The organism is Mycobacterium sp. SM1, assembly GCF_018361265.1.
Taxonomy (GTDB): Bacteria; Actinomycetota; Actinomycetes; order Mycobacteriales; family Mycobacteriaceae; genus Mycobacterium.
In genome coordinates this window covers 72,880-91,618 of the sequence record NZ_JAFLNH010000002.1, presented here as the reverse complement: position 1 = coordinate 91,618, position 18,739 = coordinate 72,880, and the positions used below count along the sequence as shown (strand labels likewise).

20 protein-coding genes and 1 pseudogene are annotated in these 18,739 nt (G+C 67.7%); 4 read left to right on the top strand and 17 right to left on the bottom strand.

The features are described from left to right. Positions 1–47: 47 nt before the first annotated feature. From MSM1_RS10090 to MSM1_RS10055, 8 genes are all read right to left on the bottom strand, one after another. On the bottom strand, positions 48–836 hold the full coding sequence (locus MSM1_RS10090; protein WP_236056046.1) for a cytochrome c biogenesis CcdA family protein: 789 nt from the start codon (positions 834–836) through the stop codon (positions 48–50). 41 nt (positions 837–877) lie between these two features. After that, positions 878–1,546 (bottom strand): TlpA disulfide reductase family protein, encoded by a 669-nt coding sequence (locus tag MSM1_RS10085; RefSeq protein WP_307857354.1) that lies wholly within the window; start codon positions 1,544–1,546, stop codon positions 878–880. After that, positions 1,543–2,151, bottom strand: a complete 609-nt coding sequence (locus MSM1_RS10080; RefSeq protein ID WP_236055912.1) for a histidine phosphatase family protein — start codon at positions 2,149–2,151, stop codon at positions 1,543–1,545. Before MSM1_RS10080 ends, MSM1_RS10085 begins: the two co-directional genes overlap by 4 nt. Then, positions 2,151–3,485 (bottom strand): glutamate-1-semialdehyde 2,1-aminomutase, encoded by a 1,335-nt coding sequence (hemL, locus tag MSM1_RS10075; protein ID WP_213441854.1) that lies wholly within the window; start codon positions 3,483–3,485, stop codon positions 2,151–2,153. Before hemL ends, MSM1_RS10080 begins: the two co-directional genes overlap by 1 nt. A gap of 851 nt (positions 3,486–4,336) precedes the next feature. Continuing rightward, on the bottom strand, positions 4,337–5,248 hold the full coding sequence (locus MSM1_RS10070; RefSeq protein WP_213441851.1) for a cytochrome c biogenesis protein CcdA: 912 nt from the start codon (positions 5,246–5,248) through the stop codon (positions 4,337–4,339). After that, entirely contained in the window at positions 5,245–5,820 is a 576-nt protein-coding gene (locus tag MSM1_RS10065; protein WP_213441849.1) for a thioredoxin-like domain-containing protein, read from the bottom strand. Before MSM1_RS10065 ends, MSM1_RS10070 begins: the two co-directional genes overlap by 4 nt. A gap of 3 nt (positions 5,821–5,823) precedes the next feature. Then, a complete protein-coding gene (locus tag MSM1_RS10060; protein WP_213441847.1) occupies positions 5,824–6,129 on the bottom strand; it encodes a hypothetical protein in 306 nt (101 codons plus the stop codon). Positions 6,130–6,166: 37 nt separating this feature from the next. Next, positions 6,167–6,535 (bottom strand): helix-turn-helix transcriptional regulator, encoded by a 369-nt coding sequence (locus MSM1_RS10055; protein ID WP_213441845.1) that lies wholly within the window; start codon positions 6,533–6,535, stop codon positions 6,167–6,169. 70 nt (positions 6,536–6,605) lie between these two features. Here MSM1_RS10055 and merA point away from each other — a divergent pair, with 70 nt between their 5' ends. Then, entirely contained in the window at positions 6,606–8,039 is a 1,434-nt protein-coding gene (gene merA, locus MSM1_RS10050; RefSeq protein ID WP_236056035.1) for a mercury(II) reductase, read from the top strand. 261 nt (positions 8,040–8,300) lie between these two features. On the opposite strand, the gene MSM1_RS10045 is transcribed toward merA, so the two are convergent. The 4 genes and pseudogenes from MSM1_RS10045 to MSM1_RS10030 form a co-directional block, all read right to left on the bottom strand. Beyond that, a complete protein-coding gene (locus tag MSM1_RS10045) occupies positions 8,301–8,597 on the bottom strand; it encodes a DUF1490 family protein (protein ID WP_213441843.1) in 297 nt (98 codons plus the stop codon). Positions 8,598–8,844: 247 nt separating this feature from the next. Then, positions 8,845–10,257, bottom strand: coding sequence for a selenium-binding family protein (locus MSM1_RS10040; RefSeq protein ID WP_213441841.1), 1,413 nt, complete (start codon positions 10,255–10,257; stop codon positions 8,845–8,847). Positions 10,258–10,413: 156 nt separating this feature from the next. Further along, positions 10,414–11,792 (bottom strand): annotated as a pseudogene (gene tnpB, locus MSM1_RS10035) (IS607 family element RNA-guided endonuclease TnpB). A 1-nt stretch (position 11,793) separates the two neighbouring features. After that, entirely contained in the window at positions 11,794–12,378 is a 585-nt protein-coding gene (locus MSM1_RS10030) for an IS607 family transposase (protein WP_213441839.1), read from the bottom strand. Between the two features lie 157 nt (positions 12,379–12,535). Here MSM1_RS10030 and MSM1_RS10025 point away from each other — a divergent pair, with 157 nt between their 5' ends. Next, the gene (locus MSM1_RS10025) at positions 12,536–12,823 is read left to right on the top strand and encodes a hypothetical protein (protein ID WP_213441837.1); all 288 of its coding nucleotides are present in this window, start codon (positions 12,536–12,538) and stop codon (positions 12,821–12,823) included. A 135-nt stretch (positions 12,824–12,958) separates the two neighbouring features. After that, positions 12,959–13,687 (top strand): Crp/Fnr family transcriptional regulator, encoded by a 729-nt coding sequence (locus tag MSM1_RS10020; RefSeq protein ID WP_213441835.1) that lies wholly within the window; start codon positions 12,959–12,961, stop codon positions 13,685–13,687. 235 nt (positions 13,688–13,922) lie between these two features. Here the strand turns inward: MSM1_RS10020 and MSM1_RS10015 are convergent, their stop codons facing one another. From MSM1_RS10015 to MSM1_RS10005, 3 genes are all read right to left on the bottom strand, one after another. Continuing rightward, the gene (locus tag MSM1_RS10015) at positions 13,923–14,471 is read right to left on the bottom strand and encodes a methyltransferase domain-containing protein (protein WP_213441833.1); all 549 of its coding nucleotides are present in this window, start codon (positions 14,469–14,471) and stop codon (positions 13,923–13,925) included. A 126-nt stretch (positions 14,472–14,597) separates the two neighbouring features. Beyond that, a complete protein-coding gene (locus tag MSM1_RS10010; RefSeq protein ID WP_213441831.1) occupies positions 14,598–16,112 on the bottom strand; it encodes a zinc ribbon domain-containing protein in 1,515 nt (504 codons plus the stop codon). 3 nt (positions 16,113–16,115) lie between these two features. Beyond that, positions 16,116–16,700 carry an IS607 family transposase gene (locus MSM1_RS10005; protein ID WP_213442806.1) on the bottom strand — a complete coding sequence of 195 codons (585 nt, stop codon included), beginning with the start codon at positions 16,698–16,700 and terminating at the stop codon, positions 16,116–16,118. 212 nt (positions 16,701–16,912) lie between these two features. Between MSM1_RS10005 and MSM1_RS10000 the strand changes: the two genes are divergently transcribed. After that, positions 16,913–17,758 carry an alpha/beta hydrolase-fold protein gene (locus MSM1_RS10000; RefSeq protein ID WP_213441829.1) on the top strand — a complete coding sequence of 282 codons (846 nt, stop codon included), beginning with the start codon at positions 16,913–16,915 and terminating at the stop codon, positions 17,756–17,758. 135 nt (positions 17,759–17,893) lie between these two features. Here MSM1_RS10000 and MSM1_RS09995 read toward each other — a convergent pair whose 3' ends face one another. Together MSM1_RS09995 and MSM1_RS09990 are read right to left on the bottom strand one after the other, a co-directional pair. Next, positions 17,894–18,157, bottom strand: a complete 264-nt coding sequence (locus MSM1_RS09995) for a hypothetical protein (RefSeq protein ID WP_213441827.1) — start codon at positions 18,155–18,157, stop codon at positions 17,894–17,896. Continuing rightward, positions 18,154–18,699, bottom strand: coding sequence for a DUF3093 domain-containing protein (locus MSM1_RS09990; protein WP_213441825.1), 546 nt, complete (start codon positions 18,697–18,699; stop codon positions 18,154–18,156). The genes MSM1_RS09995 and MSM1_RS09990 overlap by 4 nt, the downstream gene beginning before the upstream one ends. Between the last annotated feature and the right edge of the window lie 40 nt (positions 18,700–18,739).

The window sequence follows — 18,739 nt, the reverse complement described above, 5'->3', positions numbered from 1 at the left end:
CGCTCGCCAGGTGTTGCGCGCCCGTTGCGCGAGCAGAGCCCCGGGGGTCAAATCGGCAACCTCACGTCCGACACCACCGCGTCCCGCAACCACGAGACGAAGGTGTCCCACGCCCCGGTGAGCAGCGCCACACCGACCATGATCAGCAGGGCGCCGCCGAAGAGCTGTATCGCCCGGGTGTGCCGGCGCAGCCAGCTCAGTCCGGCCACGACCTGCGCCGAGCCGAACGCCAGCAGCACAAACGGGATTCCCAGTCCCAGGCAGTAGGTGGCCACCAGCACGATCCCCCGCAGCGCCGTCGGGCCCTGGGTGGCGGAGGCGACGGTGATCACGCCGGTCAGCGTGGGCCCCAGGCACGGTGTCCAGCCCAGCGCGAACACCGCGCCCAGGATCGGCGCCCCGGCCAGCGTCGACCACCGCCGTGGGGCGAAACGGGCCTGGCGCTGCAGGGCCGGAATGAAGCCCACAAAGACCAGGCCCATGACTATGGTCAGGGCCCCGCCGGCCCGTTGGAGCACCAGCCGGTCGGTGATCAGGGCGGTGGTCATCCCGAGCACGGCGACCGTGTCGAGCATGAACACCACGGAGAACCCGGCCACAAACAACGCCGCCGAGCCGGCGACCCGCCACCGCGCGGCGCGCGGCGCCGTGAGCGCACCCGGCCGCTGCTGTTCGTCGACGCCGACCAGGGCTGCCAGATACGACACGTAGCCCGGCACCAGCGGCACTACGCACGGCGAGGCGAATGACACCAGCCCCGCCAGCAGGCACACCGCGAGCGCCGGCAGCAGCGGCCCGGTCGCAGCGAGCGCCGACAGCCCGGTGATCCCGCTCATTGCGCTCATTGCGGTCATTGCGGTCGTTGCGCTCATCGCGGTCATTGCGGTTCCGCCGGGAGTGGGGTGGTGCGTTTTCCCACGGCCATTCCGACGGCCTTCGCCGTGGCTTTTTCCGTGGCGTTTTCCGTGGCCACCCGGCGCACCACCGGCTGCAGGTCCTCGGCGAGCAGTTCCCGCAGAAATACCGCCGCCACCCGGTGGCGGCGGTCCAACACCAGCGTGGACGGGATGACGGCGGTCGGGTATTTGCCGCCAAAGGCGATCAGGGTGCGCATCGCCGGGTCATAGATCGACGGGTAGGTGACGTGCCGGTCCGCGACAAAGTCGCGGGCCGGCTGCGGGTTGGTGTCTCGCACGTCGATGCCGAGGAACGACACGCCCTCGCTGCGGGTGGCCTCATGCACCCGCTGTAGCTGGCCGACTTCGGCGCGGCAGGGCCCGCACCACTGACCCCAGATGTTGATGACGACGACGCGGCCCGCGAAGTCGTCCAGCGACAGGGTGCGTGCCGGGTTCGTCAGATCCGGTCCGCTCAGCGGCCCGGGGCGGCCCCGCCGCGAGGGGGGATCATAGAAGATGTCGGTCTTGCCGCCAGGGGCGACGAACTCGAAAGTGCCGCCCTGCGCGACCGCGTCGCGACCGCTTGCGCAGCCGGCAATCAGGGCGGCCAGGACCGCCCCGAACAGCAGCCATCGGCGCGTGGTCACGTTACCGCCCGCGGCGAGTACACCACATCCACCAGGCGATCCCCCTCGTAGACCAGGGAGGTCAGCGACGCGAGCGCGCACTGCCGCCGCGTCGGCAAATGCCAGAGCCGTTTGCCGGTCAGGTAGAGCCGCAGTGTCCATATCGGCAGCTGATGGCTGACACATACCGCCTCGTGCCCGGCGGCCCGAGCCCGCGCCTTGTCGATCGCCGTCGCCATCCGGGCCGCGATCTGCGAGTAGGGCTCCCCCCACGAGGGGGTGAGCGGATTGCGCAGGTGCCACCACACGCGCGGGTCGCGCCAGGCGCCGTCACCCGGCGAAACACCCCTGCCCTGCAGGACGTTGGCCGATTCGATCAGGTCGGGATCGGTGTCCACGGCCAGGTCGTGGCGCGCGGCGATGGGCGCGGCGGTCTCCTGGGCCCGCTGCAGCGGAGAGGCGATCACCGCGACGATGTCGTGGTGAGCCAGCGCGTCGGCGACCGCTGCGGCCTGCCGTCTGCCGGTATCCGACAGGTGGAATCCCGGCAGCCGGCCGTAGAGGATGCCGTCGGGGTTGTGCACCTCGCCGTGGCGCACCAGGTGGATGCGGGTGTGCTCGCCCATCAGGGTTCGCGCTCCCGGGCGGCGGCGGTGGCGGCGGCGGGCAGCGCCTCGGCGATCCGCGCGAAGGCAGCGTCGTCGAGAGCGGCCGAGACGAACCACGTCTCAAACGGGCTGCACGGCGGGTACACGCCGGCGTCCAGCAACGCGTGGAAGAACGCCGGGTAACGCCACGTTTGACTGGCCTTCGCCGCCGCGAAGTCGGTCACGGGATCGCCGGCAAAAAAGACGCTGAGCATATTGCCGCCCCGGGCGATTTGATGGGGCACACCAGCGTCCCCCAATGCCCCGGACAGCAGCGTGGCCAGCCGCTCCGCGTTGGCGTCCAAGGTGGCGTAGACGGCGTCGTCGGCGGCCCGCAGTGTCGCCAGCCCCGCGGCCACCGCGACCGGATTACCCGACAGTGTTCCGGCCTGATACACCGGCCCGAGCGGGGCCAGACGCTCCATCACCTCGGCGCGCCCGCCAAAGGCCGCGGCCGGCAGCCCGCCGCTCATCACCTTGCCGAAGGTGAACAGATCGGCATCGACGGGATCGAGTCCGTACCACCCGCTTCGGCTGACCCGGAAACCCGTCATCACCTCGTCGATGATCAGCAGCGCGCCGTGCTCGGCGGTGACCGCGCGCAGCGCGGCGTTGAATCCCGGCACGGGCGGAACGACCCCCATGTTGCCCGGACTGGCCTCGGTGATCACCGCGGCGATCTGCTCACCGAACCGGGCGAAGGTTTGACGGATCGCGTCGATGTCGTTGTAGGGCAACACGATAGTGTCGGCAGCGGCGGCTCCGGTGACCCCCGGCGAGGATGGCAGGCCCAGGGTCGCCACCCCCGAGCCGGCGTCGGCAAGCAGCGCGTCTACATGGCCGTGGTAGCAGCCGGCGAATTTGACGATCTTGGCCCGGCCGGTGAACCCGCGGGCCAAGCGGACGGCGCTCATGGTGGCCTCGGTGCCGGAATTCACCAGCCGGATCCTCTCGACCGGCGCCACCCGGGCGATGATCTCGGTGGCCAGCTCCGTCTCGGCCGGTGTCGGCGCCCCAAAGGACAGCCCGTCGGAGGCGGCCTTGGCGACGGCGTCAACGACCGCGGGGTGGGCATGACCCAGGATCATCGGGCCCCAGGAGCAAACGAGGTCGACATAGCGGTTGCCGTCGGCGTCGGCGAGCCAGCAGCCCCGCGCCCGGGTGATGAAGCGGGGCGTGCCGCCGACCGCCGTAAAGGCCCGCACCGGGGAGTTCACGCCGCCGGGGATCACCGCCCGGGCATGCTCGAACAGCTCGGCCGACGCCCTCGCGGATGTCCCGGCCGGGGTTGTCACCGGGTCAGCACTGTGCACGACCACCAGTGTCCCAGCTGCTCCGACCGTGTCCACTACGGGGTGTAAGAGTTGACGCCAGCCGGGCGGGCCCAGCCGTTTTCCGCCCCACTTTTTAACGCCCGGATTTCCCGCCCGGTTTGGGTGCCGCACGCCAATGCGAATCGGGTCGCAGATATCCCCCCCAATGCCTATGGCGTCTCCAGCGGGCCTTTTCGAATGTGCTGATCACGCGACAAACCGAGGCGGATTCCTCAACAACACCCCGCCTTTCGTGACGACAATTCACCCGGTGATGGGGCACTGTCAGCTGCCTGACAGGGTAAAGGAGGCACTGCAATGCGCCTATTGCCCGCGGTGCCGACCCACACATCGAGGGGCCCGACACTTGCCGAGTCGGCCTCACCGACGGTGATCGAGGTCTTGCCGGCCACCGGGATCGCCACCGAGCACAGGATCGCGTCGGCGACGGCTACCCAGCCGTTACGGCCCACCTTCCGGAGAACCGAGGCGGTTACCGGTGCCGTCGGGCCAGTGGCTGCGGCGTCACTGCCGGGGCGCCGTTTGTCACCGCATTATCCGCCCCCGCTAGATTTTCTCGAGCCGTTCCGAATGAAACGAGAAATGCGCCGGCTTTGAGCACACGAGGACTTTGAGCCCACGAGGGTAGCCGGGCGCTTCGCGCCGGGCGAGGTTTGTTGATCGACTGCGTCACCGCCTAACCAACAACCGGCCCCGAATAGAATCGGATAGTGCGGCGCAGGTAAAGCATGCCGGACGCACTGTCGGGTGACCGATTCACCCACGAGGGTATTTTGCGCGGAGAATTTGCGCGAGATCACCGAAGTCGACTCACCGGCATGGCGGTGCCGCTATAGCCCGGGGCCGTCGGCGCGTTCCGCCGGTGGCATCTGCGGGCGCGTGCAGCAGTCCGTTGCGACGTCGGTGCTGTGGTTGCTGGCCCGAGTGACAAGCGCGGCGACCGCGGTGAGCAGGGCAATACCGAGCGCGACAAACGTGACCGCCAGTTGATGTGCGCTGATCCAGGCCGACACCGCGGCGGCCACGCCACTGAACGCACTGGCGCCGGGGCGACCGCCAACTAATTGCGGCAGCCAGTACAGCACCAGGTAGCCGCCGGAAAAAGCGAGGACGGCACCGGCGAGACGGTTCATGTACGGGACCAGGCGACGCAGAAACCGGGTGATCAAGCCGCTGGCGAATGCGGCAAACACCGCCAGGGACAACAGCAGCGTCGCCGCGCCGGCGGCGTAGGCGCCGAACACCAGCAACACCCCCGAGATGTTGGTGCTGGCCAGGGCCTGGGTGATCACCGCGAGCAACACCGCGATTGAGCACGAAGCCGAGGCCAGCGCGTATCCGGCACCGAAGGCCACCATCCCCATCGGCGCGCGTTGCGGGGCGCCGGAACGGCGCGCCGGCAGCCGCACCGGCAGCTGCCAGCCGATGAGCATGAGCAGGCCAACAACGGCAAGGCTCGCGCCGAGCGCGGCCGCCAGCCACGGGATGAGCCGCACCAGGGAGCGCAACCCGAGGGCGAGCAGCAGCCCGATCACGGTGAGGGTGCCGGCGAATCCGGCCGTCAGGGCCGATCCGGCCCGCAGCCCACCGGCCAGCCGGGACAGCGCGCCCGCCCGAGCGGCCGGGTTAGCCGCGGTCTCGACCGCGTAGGCGAGGTAGGCCGGCAGCACCGCGAAGCCGCACGGGTTGACCGGGGCCAGCATCCCCGCGCCGAACGCGAGCGCCAGCAGCGGTCCGATCACGCGCCCAGCTTCGCCAGTTGGGCGCCGATCTGATCGGCGGTGGGTTCCACGGCCCGGAACATCACCGCGCCGGCGCCATCCAGCACGACGACCGTGGAGGGCTGGGTGACCTGGTAGCTGCTCATCAATGCGGCGCGGGCGTCACGGGTGAAGGCCACACCGCCTGCCTGGTTGGCGATCAGGAAGTCCTTGATGGCCTGCTCGCTGTCGGACGGGTCGATGTCGACGGCGACGAAAACCGCCTTGGGGCCGGCGGCCTGCTGGGCCTGACCGACGGCCCGGGCGCTGGGGCCGCAGTTGCCGCAGGTGGCGGAGAAGAAAAACAGCACACTGGGCCGTGCGCCGTCGGGCACCCTGACCCGCGTGCCCTGCATGGTCTGCGCGGTCACCGCCGCCCCACTCGCGGCGGGGCCGGCGGGGTGCTGGGAGGGTGTGCGTTTCCCGCCCGGGGACAGCGCCGCATACAGCGCGAACGCGATCGCGAGGACCGCCGCGCCGGCGAGCACGATCACCACCGGACGGAGGCGAGAACCCGGTGGGACGCGGCGAGTGGTCGAGGGCTGCTCGGGCATGGGCTAACGCTCCTGGGTCAAACTGGACGACGGGCGGGGCTGATCGGATCGGCCGGCATCGCCCGGCGCACGTGCGCAGCCCCGGCGACCTCCCACGGAGCCGCGCCGGCGCCGCGCAAACAGCGTCGCGACGACGACAACCACCATCGCGGCCGCGCCGATCACCCATGGATCGGTCAGAGCCGCGCCCGCGGCACCGATCGCGCCGGCGGCGATCAGCACCGGCAAGCCACAACACAACGCGGGCACCAGCAAACCCGCCACCACGAATGCGACCGGGGTGCGGCGGGGGCCGAAGGGCGTCGACATGGCAGACCTCTCTCGCCTCTCTCGCCTCTCTCGCCGATCACGCGTTCGGGGTGGTGATACGCATGCACGCAGCCAGGGCGGCGGCGTTGTCCGCGGCCAGCGAGCGGGCCAGCAGCACCAAGTCGGCGACGCGCGGGTCGCTGACTCGATAGAACGTGAAGCGGCCCTGGCGACGCAGTTGCACGTAGCCGCAGTCGGATAGGCACGCCAAGTGGCTGGACACCCGCCCCTGGGAGAGCCCGATGTGCGCAATGCAGTCGCTGACGGTGTGCTCCTCGTCCAACAAGAACTCCAGCAGCCGCAACCGGGCCGGATCGGCAAGGGCGCGGAAGAATTTCGCCACCGTCTCCACCCCGTTAGCGGTGGTGGGCAGCAGGGCGGCGCGCGGCGGAGTGACGTCGGTCACGAAACCCCATCCTAATCTATCGATATCCGAATCTCCAAATAGGTTACCATAAGGAAATTTGGCAATGCGAATGGAAGTGGAGGATCGGATGGTGCGCTATGACCTCGCGGTGATCGGGTCGGGAAGTGCGGGGTTCGCCGCGGCGATCGCCGCCCGCGGCAAGGGCAAGAGGGTGGTGATGATCGAGCGCGGCACGGTCGGCGGGACGTGTGTGAACACCGGATGTGTGCCGTCAAAAGCGCTGCTGGCCGCCGCGGCGATCCGCCGCGAAAGCCTTGAGGAGCGGTTCCCGGGCATCAGCGTGACCCCGTTTGGCGTCGACGTGGCACGGCTGATCGGCGCCAAGGATGACTTGGTGGCCACGATGCGCGCCGCGAAATATACCGACCTGGCCGCCGAGTACGGATGGGACATCGTGGCGGGATCCGCCCGCTTCGCACCGGGACCCGTCCTGGATGTCGCCCTCACCGGGGGCGGGTCCATGGCGGTGGAGGCCGAGCACTATCTGATCGCGACCGGGTCGGCCCCATGGGCGCCGCCGATTGACGGGCTGGCCGAGACCGGTTTCCTGACCTCGACCACCGCAATGGAGATGCCGGCGCTGCCGGAATCGATGATCGTGCTCGGCGGCAACGCGGTAGGCCTCGAGCAGGCCCAATTGTGGTCGCGATTGGGGGTGGACGTCACCGTGGTGGAGGTGCTGGAGCGGTTGGCGCCGCTCGAAGAACCCGAGATCTCCGCCGTCATCGAACAGGTGTTCACCGGTGAAGGGCTGCGGGTGCTCACCGGCGCCACCACCACCCGGGTCGGATACGCGCACGGCGGCTACCAGTTGGCCTACCGCGCTGCTGACGGGCACGCCGGTGAGCTACGCGCTCGGCAGTTGTTGGTCGCCACCGGCCGCCGGCCGGTCACCGCGTCACTGAACCTGGCCGCCGTTGGCGTGTCCACCGGCACCAAGGGCGAGGTGCTCGTCGATGACTTTTTGCGCACGGCCAACCCGCGGATCTGGGCGGCTGGCGACGTCACCGGGGCCCCACAGTTCGTCTACGTCGCGGCAGCACACGGAAACCTGGTGGCCGACAATGCATTCGACGGTGCACAGCGCAGCCTGGACTACACGGCGCTGCCGCGGGTGACGTTCACCAGTCCGGCTATCGCCGCGGTCGGGATAACCGAGAGCGAGGCGATCAAGGCCGGCTACGAGTGTGAATGCCGAGTACTTCCCTTGGATTACGTACCCCGAGCGATCGTCAATCACGATACCCGCGGCCTGATCAAACTCGTTGCCCAGCAAGACTCGGGCCGGCTGTTGGGCGCCCATGTGGTCGCCGACGGCGCGGGCGAGGTAATCGCCGCCGCCGTGGGCGCGCTGGCCAACAAGGCGACCGTGGTCGAGCTGGCCGAGCAGTGGTGCCCGTATCTGACCATGGCCGAAGGGCTCAAGCTGGCCGCGCAAACCTTCACCCGTGATGTCACCAAACTGTCTTGCTGTGCCTCCTGAGGCTCGGTGATACCGGGGAAGGGGTGAAATGGGCACGTAGCTGCTCGTATCGCCATGCCGGCGACGGTCGGGTTGAGCGAGCACGGCGCGGCCGGGGGGATCGCGGATAAGCGCGCACACCGGTGACCTTGCCGGCCGATTCCCCGATTGCGCAGGCCCGTGCCGTGCCCAAGTCAAACCCGGTGGCGTGCACCCGCATCCGGTCCGAGGAAAGCGCGGTCAGCTTTGCCGTGGTACCGGTGGCGGCATCACGGATGAGAATCAGCGGTCTTGGGCGGCACTGGACTCCGCCGCCGGCGGTGGCACTTCCTCCCCGATGCGCTCGACAGCCTCGGCGAGCATGTCGGCGAGCATCAGTCGAGCCTTCTCGGCGCTGCCCTTGGCCGTGCTCTCCACCTTTCGGGCAGCCCGCAGACCCCAGGCGGTAGTGCTGACCGTTGCCTTTCGCCAGGGAACCTTCGCCAAAGCCCTATGCAGCGCCTCATACCCCGCAAACACCAACACGTGAGTCCCCACCATGGGCGCCGCCTTCGCCAGCCATCCGTGTCGTGCTGTCATGTCAACCACTCCTCCACACCGTCGCCCCGGTAGCTGCCGCAATAAAACCTCTGCTCCCGCGCGATCAACCCGTCTGCGGTAACGGCCAAATTTAGGGGTTGCCCTTGGGACAAGGTCAAGCGCTGCAGCGCGGCTGCCGGATCGCGGGATCTGCCCGGTGGCCGATCGGCGACGGCACCGGGCGCGTCACAAGACCGCTCACCGCGTGCCCCGACGCCGCGGTCATGCCAGGCAGCGACAAACCGCCTCAATTGGTGTAGCAGTACGAGTCGCTTGACGCGTCACCACCCTGCAGCCGGGTCTGATGCACTCTAAGACCTCGAAAGTCGTTGCCGTGAAGGAAGAACTCGCGGTCGGCAGTGAGCCCGCCGAAGCCGGTGTCGGCGTCAAGCTTCGCCATCCAGGCCCCGACACCATCGGGATAGAACACGTCGTCCCACGTCGCATACAGCGAGTTGGTGACGTAGACCCGCTGCCCATCGCGGCTGATCTCCACCATCTGCGGTCCGCCGGCCAAGGGTGTATCCGGCGCCGCCGGGTGCGGCTGGCGGCGTACGATTCCCCCGAGGCGCACCGACGCGGTATGCCGGGGACGGAACGGGTCACTCACGTCAAACTGCTTGAGTTCACCAGTGCCCCAACATGAAACGTAAAGCCAACGGTCGTCCACCGATAAGTCGATGTCGGAGACCAGCGGCGGCACAGCGCCGAACGACTTCAGCGCCGGAGGCAGGTCGTCGCGGGCGGCGGGCTCGGCCAGGACGGTGATGACCTTCTCGACCGCCCACCGGTCACCTTGCCGGTGCCACAGCCAGATCGACGACGAGAGGTCCTCGACGTTGATCACCACGCCGACGAATCCGAACGCCTTGGCCGGGTCGTGGGCCGGGCGCAGTTCGAGCACCATTTGGTGCTCATCCCCGAGATCGACGCGCTGGGTGAGCTTCCGCTCGGACATGCTCCAGAAGTTCAGGTGATGGCCAAACCGCCGACCGAGCAGATCCTCGGGGTTGAGCCCGTTTTCGAGCATCGAAGGCGTCGCCCACTCCGAGGTGATCATCGTGTTGTAGCTCAGATGCCACCATACGTCGTAGGCGAAGAACTGCTCGCCACGATCCCGCTCCCACGGCCCGATGACCTCGAACGTGTCGTGGTCGATCAGGGCAACACCGCCAGGGCCGTCGTTGCCGTCGGCGCCGCCCAGCCCGGACATGAAAATGCCGTTGGGTCCGCAGTGCACGGTGTGCGGGCGAGAATACCCGGCCTTGGCGGCGAGCTCGCCCGCCTCGATGACGTGCGCTACCGACGGCTGTCGCGGGTCGGGCTTGGTATCGAGGACATACGTCGCCGAAGAGCGGATACCCGGCACGATCAGGTAGCGGCGCTCGAGCGCGTGAGCTCCGCCGTGCCCGTCATGGCACAGCGCGCTCGAGCATGCGTTCCAGCCGAAATGGTGGAGTTCGTTACCGGCCGTGGGCAACTCGGCCCAGCCGACCACACCGCCATACGTCGAGGAGGTCCGGTCGCAGTCCACAACGGCCAGCGCATCCCTCGCCCGTCCGGCCGGGTCGAAAGCGGCAACGTAGGCCAGCTTCTCGGGCGGGGCCCCGATGGCCGCGCCCGGACTGCGGTAAAACGTGGGATCCGTTGCCTCGGGCATAGGTCTCCTTCGGGTCAGGCCGCTCCACCGGGCTGTCGGGAGGTCATCATGCTGAATCCTCCCGGGCCCGTCGCGCTCTCAGTCTCTCCTGCCGGCGCGTCGTTGTCCACCAGCTGAGCCCGGCATTTACCGTTGCAAGTGAGTGATCTTTAGTGGTCACGCGACTTGCACCCCGTCTCGGGGTTGTTCGGCGGCCTTGCGGCCGCGTCCCTTCCGCGCTTCACGGCCACCTGCCCGGCCAGGCCGGGTCTTACGGTCGGCTCCACGCTTGACGGCGGCCCCAACTGGGCCGACGACGCTAATGGTTTCCCCGTAGCGCGCGAGGTTGATCGCGGCGTTGTCATCGCGCTGATGGACCGCCAAACACGTGGCACATTGCCACGTTTCGTCCCATCCGATGTCCTGCACATGCCCACGAAGGTGGCAGGTTTTGCTCGACGGGAACCAGCGGTCAGCGACCACCAGCCGTGACCCGTACCAGCCAGCCTTGTAATACAGGTGCCGGCGCGGGGTGCCCAGGGCGGCATCGGAGAGTCCGCGCCGTCTGGCGCGGGCACCGGGCAGCCCTCTTTGCCGCAGCATCCCGGCGGCGTCTAATCCTTCCACCACGACCCGGCCGTGGGTTTTGGCCAATCGTGTTGTCAGAACGTGCAGGTGATGGGTGCGGGCATCGTTGGCCCGGCGATACAGCCGAGACATCTGCGTGGTGCGCTCACGATATTGGCGGGAGCCTTTCACACAGCGTGAACGGGCCCGCGACACGCGCCGTAATTCGCGCAGCGCCGCCTCCAGCGGGCGCGGGTTAGCCACCTGTTCGATCACGCCGCCGCCGGCGCTGGCCACGCTCGCCAGCCGGCGCACCCCGACGTCGACACCGACCCGCGACTCGGGCAGCGCCACGCCGGGCTGAATCGGCCGCTGCACCAGCACCCGCACGCTCGCGTCGAGTCGGGCGCCGTCGCGCCGCACGCTGATCGCCAGCACCCGCGCCCGCCCAGCACGGATGAGGCGCTCGATGCGGCGGGTGCTCTCATGGGTGCGGGCGGTGCCGATCACCGGCAAGGTGACATGCCGGCGGTCGGGTTCGAGGCGCATCGCCTCGGTGGTGAACGTCACGCGGTCGGCGTCGCGTCTTTTCTTCTTCAACCGGGGGAAGCCCATCGGCTTGCCGTCGCGTTTGCCCGATCGGGAGCTCTGCCAGTTCCAGTAGGCGTCCACCGCGGCGGCGATCCCGCCCGCGTAGGCCTCTTTGGAGCACTCACCCCACCACGGCTGGCCCGTCTCGGCGTTGACGCACACCTCGTCTTTGACCTGATTCCAGCGTTTCCGCAGCACCCGCAGCGAGGGCCTCGCTGTCTTAACACCGGTGGCGTGCCAGGCCCGGATATCGGCTTTCAGCGTGGCGACGGCCCAGTTGTAGGCCTTGCGGCGGCCCCGAAATGCCGCGCCAGCGCGCGGTCCTGGCCCCCGTTCGGGTCCAGGGTGAAACAGAACGCCTGCACACACCAGCCGTCGGGCACCTCGAAACGCGGCATCTCAGGCCACCTCCACCTCGTCGGACGCCGCGGCCGCCAGCGCGCGCTTGGCCCCGTTCTGCGCAGCGCGTTTGCCATACAACCAAGCGCACATACTGGTGAGGATCTCGCTCATATCGCCCACCGGGTCGTCATCGACCTCAGCGGAATCGACCACCACCAGCTCACGGCCCTGGGCGCCCAGCGCCGCCTGCACGTACTCCGAGCCAAACCGGCAGAACCGATCCCGATGCTCGACCACGATCCGACTCACCGTCGGGTCACCCAGTACGGCGAGAAACTTCCGGCGGTGCCCGTTGAGCGCGAAACCAACCCCGGTCACCACCGTGTCGACCGGGATCTGTTGGGCGGTGGCCCGCGCGGTCACCCGCGCCACCTGCCGATCCAAATCAGCCTTCTGATCAGCCCAGGAGCCGCGCGCGTACACGGTCGTGCGTGATCTTCGGCCAGCCGCGCCGATCGGCTCATCCACCAGAATCAGCCGACCCACTCGCCGCGCCGGCACCGGCAACAACCCGGCGCTAAACCAGCGATACGCACTCACCCGCGCAACAGCGTTGCGCTCAGCCCACACCGCAAGATTCACACCCCTGTTCCTACAGCACACCACCGACAACTACCGACCACTCAACCCGCAACGGTTGGCAGCCCCGTGCCAACGCGCCGCGGATGAACGGCGCGAACGACACCATGGCGTCCGCGCGCACCCGGGTAGGCTGAGGGCTAAGCACTGGGAGGTCAAGGTGGCCAGCGCCACCCCGCACGACCTGCATCGACAGGGCGTAATGCCCTGCAAGCAAGTCATTGCGGTGCTCGATCAGCAGGTGCGCGACATCGACCAAACGATTGCCGCCCTGGGCGCCCTGCGCGCCAGGCTGGTCGCCGCGCTACAGACCGCGCATGGCGATCAACGCCCCAGCGGCCAGGCCACCACCGTGTGCCGCATTATCGAAAGCGCCGCTGACTGCGCAGCATCCGCCGGACACGAACGCAAACGTGCCTCGACGCGGCGGCCAGGGCATTCGCACTGATCGGCCGGGATCAGTGCGGCTCGTGTCACCGGTAGCCGCCGGATCGTCCGATCCGGCGCACGCGAGCCCCACGGCAACCCATGGGGGGCAAGATTGTAGGCACGTTGACATCGTCTGGGCGGCGGAGGAGGAGCGGTGTCAGACCAGCCGGCGGAGCCGGTCACGCACATCGCGGGGCCGCTGGCCGGGCGGCCGGTCTCCGGGGCAAAGATGCGACATGCCGCCTGGGTCGCGCGGTACCTCGGTCGCGGCGCCACTGTCCCGCTGCACCCCCAAGACCTCTCTGCACTGGCCGAAAGCCTGCAGGTCAGGACCTTTAGCGCCGGGGAAGTGGTTTTTTCCGCCGCTCACGTCGCCAGCGGGGTGTGGATTGTGCGGGCGGGGCAAATTGAGCTCACGGCCGGCTCCGGACGCCGGCGGGCTGTGATAGATGTCCTTCGCGCCGGCGACGTGGTCGGCGATATCCCGCTGCTGCTGGATTTGCCGGTGCCATACACTGCGCGCGCGTTATCGGACACATTGTGTTTGTTTCTGGATCGGAACGCCTTCGAGCGGTTGCTCGCCGCCCATCCGGCCATCTCCAGACGGTGGCTGTCGAGTGTGGCGCAACGGGTGCTGGCCGGACGGGTCAGGTTGAGCCTGCTTGGCAGGCCGCTTCCGACGCAACTTGCGCAGCTTCTTCTCGACTTAGCAATCGACGGCCAGGTCGAACTCACGCAACACACCCTGGCAGCCATGCTCGGCGTACGGCGCCCCTCGATCAACAAGATTCTCAAAGAGTTCGAGCACGATCATCTCATCCGTATCGGATACGCCGTGATCAAGATCATCGACGCCGATGGGTTGCGCGCTCGCGCTGGATGACGCTCACCCGCAGGCCCTGCAGATCCGCCCTATTGCCATAGCCCCACGGTCACCCGGGCTGAGCAGGCTGTTTTCGAGCGCTGACCGCGGCGGCCACGCCGGCGCTCAGGCGCCACGCGGCCGACCACAGCGCCGCCTGCGGGATTGGGGCGAGAATAACTGGAACCGGCAGGGCTGTCGCGCCGCAACCGCCCCCGAGCTCGCACCCGCCCTGGTGTTGTACCGCCCTGCTGTGTTACCAAGCCCGCACCAGTTCGAAGCGGTGGATCCGCAGGTGGCCGCTGCGCATGGCTAGCTTCAGCGGCAGTGGAATCCGGGTGTGGCGGCTGATCTCCTCCAGCGGAACCCGCGCGCTGGCGCGCAGCTCCCATCCGGGGAAGCGACACAGGTCGCGTTCCGAGATGCCGATACCGGTGCCCGCGATTTTGCTGAAGCCGGCCATCAGCAGGAGCGCGCCGGGCGCGGCGACCTGGGTGACGCCGGCGGCGTAGGTGTCGCGCTGGGCGGCCGAAAGCCCGTAGAAGCAGCCGCTGTCGATGATCAGGGTGTAGCCACCGCCGAGGTTTAGCTCGGAGAGTCTGGTCACATCGCCTTGCAGGAAGCGCGCTTTCGCGGCATGCCCGATGGCTTTTGCGCGCCCCTTTTTTACCGCCTGGCCGAGTATGTCGATGCCGACCACGTCCCACCCGTTTCTGGCGAGATAGAGCGCATTGCGTCCCGCGCCGCAGCCGAGGTCCAGCGCTCGGCCCGGTGGGAGCCGATGTGCGCCTTCGACATTTTCCACCAGCCAGGTGTCAGGTACGTCGGTAGCGGCAAGCGATGGGTTGAGTCCAATGCGGGAGAGCGCCTCAGGCGCAAGCCTTTTGTTGACCCACAGTTCCTAATTCCATGGCAGTTCATGGGTTTTAGGTCACGCAGCCGTTGGGCTGCGTCCACGGGCACCTGTCATGCCGTGGACCGCGCCTTGTGTCGGCAGGTTCCACCGTTTGCAGTGGTCGCTGTCGAGCAGTCGGCGGGTGTTCTCCCGCGAGCGTGGACCAGTGCCATCCGGTAGTGGTCGAGAACGTCTCGACGCGATGGTCCTGGACGCGTTCACGTCCGCGTGAAGTTTCTTGCCGCAAAACCCACACACGAACCGTGCCTGGGTTTTGCGGTTGGTCTTGTGCACGTAGCCACATCCCGAGCACTGCTGGCTGGAGTACGGTGCGGGAACTATGGTGACGGCGATTCCGTGGCGTTCGGTCAATCGCTGCAAGCGGGCTTTCAGGACGCGCCGACCAGTGCGGGTGCACAGCCGATTCATGCGTTTAGAGAGCCCGCCGCCGCGGAAATCCAGCCGCTCGACCACCAGTTCACGGATATCATCAGCGGCGAGACGGTTGAGCAGCCGCCCAATCTCGTTGGCCACGTAATCGCGGATTCGTGTCTGGAGTTTGCGGTAGGTGGGATCGGTTTTAAGTGGGATGCAGCTGCGCTGTAGGTCGGTCGCGATGGATTGCAGCACGACGTCCAGTTCGCGCAGCCGCGCCAGCATCGCGCGGCCCAGCAATTGTCCCTCACTGGTGGCGAAAAGCGCTGAGGAGAAACCAAAGTCGAGCCCGACCACGGATCCGGTTTTCCGTAGCGCGGTGTCGGGTTGGTCGGTGATCAGCGAAACCTCGACACCGTGTTCAGTGCGGTGCAGTTGAATCGCCGAGCACAACTTCCCGCCCCTGCCGCGTGCCTGGTCGAGTTCCCGTGTGAACCTGGGGTTGGTGTTCAGTGGCACGTACACGGGTTTCCCACGGACCAGGGTCGCCACTTTCACCCAGTAGCCGACACGGCCGCGTTGGGTGGCGGTGCGCGCCACCTCTGTCTTGGCCACGATGCCATCCAAGGTGAGAGTGTTGACCCGCGAGAGGTTCGGGAACCCGATCTGCTTCTGCGCGTGTTTAGCCAGACGCCGGGCCAGGTTCAAGGTCTGCGGAGCCACCGCAATCCACACCACCTCCGGCGTGGTGGCAACACGATTGTGGTCGACGGGCACTAGGCGCTCACCGTCGATGACCCACGGCAATTCCAGGCTCGACACCCACCAGGCCCTACGGGCGTTGATCCGGTAGAGCACCGTTTTCTCGAATTCCGGCAGAGTCGAACCGGTGATCAACTTCCGTACTCGGTCCTGCAGCCGCGCCAACCATCCAGACAGGCTGGCGTGCACCATGTTCTGGGCAGACTTCAGCTGCCGAGCCGACAACCGCGTATCAAACCACAGCCGCTCATTGGGCATCGCCCGCCACTGCACCAGTTGCTCACCCGCCAGCAGTTCGCGGCGCGATTTCGCCGCCAAATGCCCCATCGCGGAACGGAACTGCGGGAACAACGCCCGCAGCGCCGCCACCTTCCCCGGATTAGCGGTGACAGTGTGGCGATGCGCGGCGATCATCGATCACACCAGCCCCGCCGCGAGTTTCGGGTCGATCCCCAGCGCCGCGATCACGTCATCGGTCCTGCGTCGCGCCGACCGCAACCCGTACAGGCGGGCAGCGAAGCTGTAGATGATCGATACGAAGTCCTCCAGCAGGTCGGCTTTCTCCTCGGTGGCGGCGTCGGCAACCACGATACGGCGGCCCTGCAACCCGAGCAGAACCTCGAACCAGCCGAACCCCACTCGCGACAGCCGATCTTTGTGCTCGACCACCAACGTGCCCCACGAATCCTCCTTCAACAACGCCGTCAGCCTCGGGCGGGTGTCGTTCACCCCGGAAGCGACTTCCTTGATAACAGCCACCACCGACAACCCCGCCGCGTTCGCGAACGCGGTCATCCGCTGCGCCTGACGATCCAGATCATCGCGCTGCTTGTGGGTGGAGACACGGGCGTACACAGCGGCCTTACCGATGAGGGCATGCTGCGGGTCAGGTACCACCACATGCCCCGAATCGTCGAGGTACGCACCCTCGATCTTCCCCGCCTTGTACCGGTTCCAGGCAGCGCGGTATTTGATCCCGTTCCGCGCCGCGTACTCCGACAACTTCACACGCTCATAGTATCAACTACTATCGACATACCATTATATTCTATCTATTAGGGAACTAGTTGCTACACCATCGAGCCCATGCCCCGATGGGCTGGCATCGACGCGGATCGGGCCGAGATTCGGTCGCTCTCTCCGCGGTCACGGTGTGATAACTAATTCGGCGTGGCCTTGCGGGCAACGCTATTCGACCCGGCAGGATCACGCTCATGCCTCAGCTGACCCGCCGTGTTGCGCTGCGCCTTGGTGCCCGTGCCCTGGGAGCGGCCATGAGCATCTGGGCATTGAGCGCGTTGCAGGAGCCACCCGAAGTCAGCGCCTCGCCCGCCCCGTTTGAGCCGACAGCGGGCAATGAGTTGCCGACTCGTCTGTCTGGATCGTTTATCTCCGCCGCCCGCGGCGGCATACCAACCAATTGGGTGATCTTGCGCCCGCCCGGTGGAAGCGCGGCGTTGCACCCGGTGATCGCCTTGCACGGCAAGGGCGGCAACGCCAACAGCGTGGTCGACCTCGGGATGGAGGACCAACTTGCCCAGTTGGCCCGGGCGGGCCACCCGCCGTTTGCCGTGGTGGGTGTCGACGGCGGCGATACCTATTGGCATCGGCGGGTTTCCGGCCACGACTCGGGAGCGATGGTACTAGGCGAGCTGTTGCCGATGCTGGCGGCGAGGGGCTTGGACACGTCGCGCGTCGCATTCCTCGGGTGGTCGATGGGCGGATATGGGGCGTTGTTGCTGGGCGCCCGGCTGGGCGCGCCACAGACCGCGGGGATCTGCGCGGTGAGCCCGGCCCTGTTCACGTCCTACACCGGTAGCGAACTGGGGGCATTCGACAGCTACGAGGATTGGGCGCAACACAACGTGTTCGGGCTGCCCGCGCTGGCCAAGATCCCGATCCGGGTGGACTGCGGCACCAGCGACCGCTTCTACCCGGCCACCCAGCAATTCGTCGCCCAGCTGCGCACACCGCCGGCCGGTGGATTCTCGCCCGGCGGGCATGATGTCGCGTTTTGGCGCAAGCAGTTGCCCGGCGAGCTGGCGTGGTTGGCCTCCTAGCCGGACCCATCGCCGCCGCGACACCCGCGCCTCAACCGGGGAGCCACGCTGAAAATTGGCGCCCTGCACCACCCAACGCCCGGTGCGCTTAGCCGGCCGGCCGACGGCGCGCGGTTTGACCGCGATGCGATCGGGTCATCGCGGGATTCGGCGTTGCGCCACCCGCGAACGGCGCAGCCCGGCAGCCCCGATCACAGCGAGCACCCCGGCGAGCGCCGCCAACAGCAGGGTCAGCAGCAACAGCGGCGGGTTGTAGACCACCGACATGGTGACCGGCTGCCCGTCGGCAACGGGTGCGACCGGCACCGTGGAGCGAACGTTTGACCAGCTCACCGCGCAGCCTAGCGCCGCAGCTGCGGCCAGGCTGAGTTCGGCGAGAGCGCGGGAGCGGGCCTTCACCGCGGGGACCCGGTGTCGCTGTCGTCCTCATCGGCATCCGGGGTGGCCGGCCCGACGCGCTCCTCAACCAACGGAGTCAGCACCGCCCGCAAGTGGCGATGATGACGCGCCCAGGCCTGTGCGGTACGCCCGTGGGTGAGCTTGAGGCCGATACCCACCCGTCCTCGGGGCACCCCTACCAGTTCGCCGAGCGCCCGCGCCGATTGCCAACGCTCGACGTCCTTGTCGACGGCCAGTGGATGCCCGGGTTCGGGGTAGACCTTGAGAATCTCGGATACCCGGATGGTCTCGGTGCCCTGACGCAGGGTCTGTTCCGTCAGCTCTACCGACGTATGGATGCGCGCCGCCTTTACCTGTAAGGCAACAAATCCGGTCACCAGCACCAGGAACACCGTCGGGACCAGAAATTGCCAGCCGTAACCGCTGGATTTTTCGATCAGCAGCATGGCCATCGCCGAGGCAGGACCAGCCAATACCCAGTACCAGCTGGCGCCGCACTCGTGAAACAGTGGCGCAGGCTTGGTTCCTGTCGCTCGGGTCATCAAAGGCTCACCACCCCGACTTCTGATTGCTTCCCGCAGC

What these genes read in the sequence shown, in the direction of transcription:
- MSM1_RS10010 (WP_213441831.1), bottom strand. Translation starts at nt 16,112, where the DNA reads ATGATCGCCGCGCATCGCCACACTGTCACCGCTAATCCGGGGAAGGTG.
- merA (WP_236056035.1), top strand. Translation starts at nt 6,606, where the DNA reads ATGGAAGTGGAGGATCGGATGGTGCGCTATGACCTCGCGGTGATCGGG.
- MSM1_RS10065 (WP_213441849.1), bottom strand. Translation starts at nt 5,820, where the DNA reads ATGCCCGAGCAGCCCTCGACCACTCGCCGCGTCCCACCGGGTTCTCGC.
- MSM1_RS10080 (WP_236055912.1), bottom strand. Translation starts at nt 2,151, where the DNA reads ATGGGCGAGCACACCCGCATCCACCTGGTGCGCCACGGCGAGGTGCAC.
- MSM1_RS10040 (WP_213441841.1), bottom strand. Translation starts at nt 10,257, where the DNA reads ATGCCCGAGGCAACGGATCCCACGTTTTACCGCAGTCCGGGCGCGGCC.
- MSM1_RS10090 (WP_236056046.1), bottom strand. Translation starts at nt 836, where the DNA reads ATGAGCGGGATCACCGGGCTGTCGGCGCTCGCTGCGACCGGGCCGCTG.
- MSM1_RS10060 (WP_213441847.1), bottom strand. Translation starts at nt 6,129, where the DNA reads ATGTCGACGCCCTTCGGCCCCCGCCGCACCCCGGTCGCATTCGTGGTG.
- MSM1_RS10000 (WP_213441829.1), top strand. Translation starts at nt 16,913, where the DNA reads ATGCCTCAGCTGACCCGCCGTGTTGCGCTGCGCCTTGGTGCCCGTGCC.
- MSM1_RS09990 (WP_213441825.1), bottom strand. Translation starts at nt 18,699, where the DNA reads ATGACCCGAGCGACAGGAACCAAGCCTGCGCCACTGTTTCACGAGTGC.
- MSM1_RS10045 (WP_213441843.1), bottom strand. Translation starts at nt 8,597, where the DNA reads ATGACAGCACGACACGGATGGCTGGCGAAGGCGGCGCCCATGGTGGGG.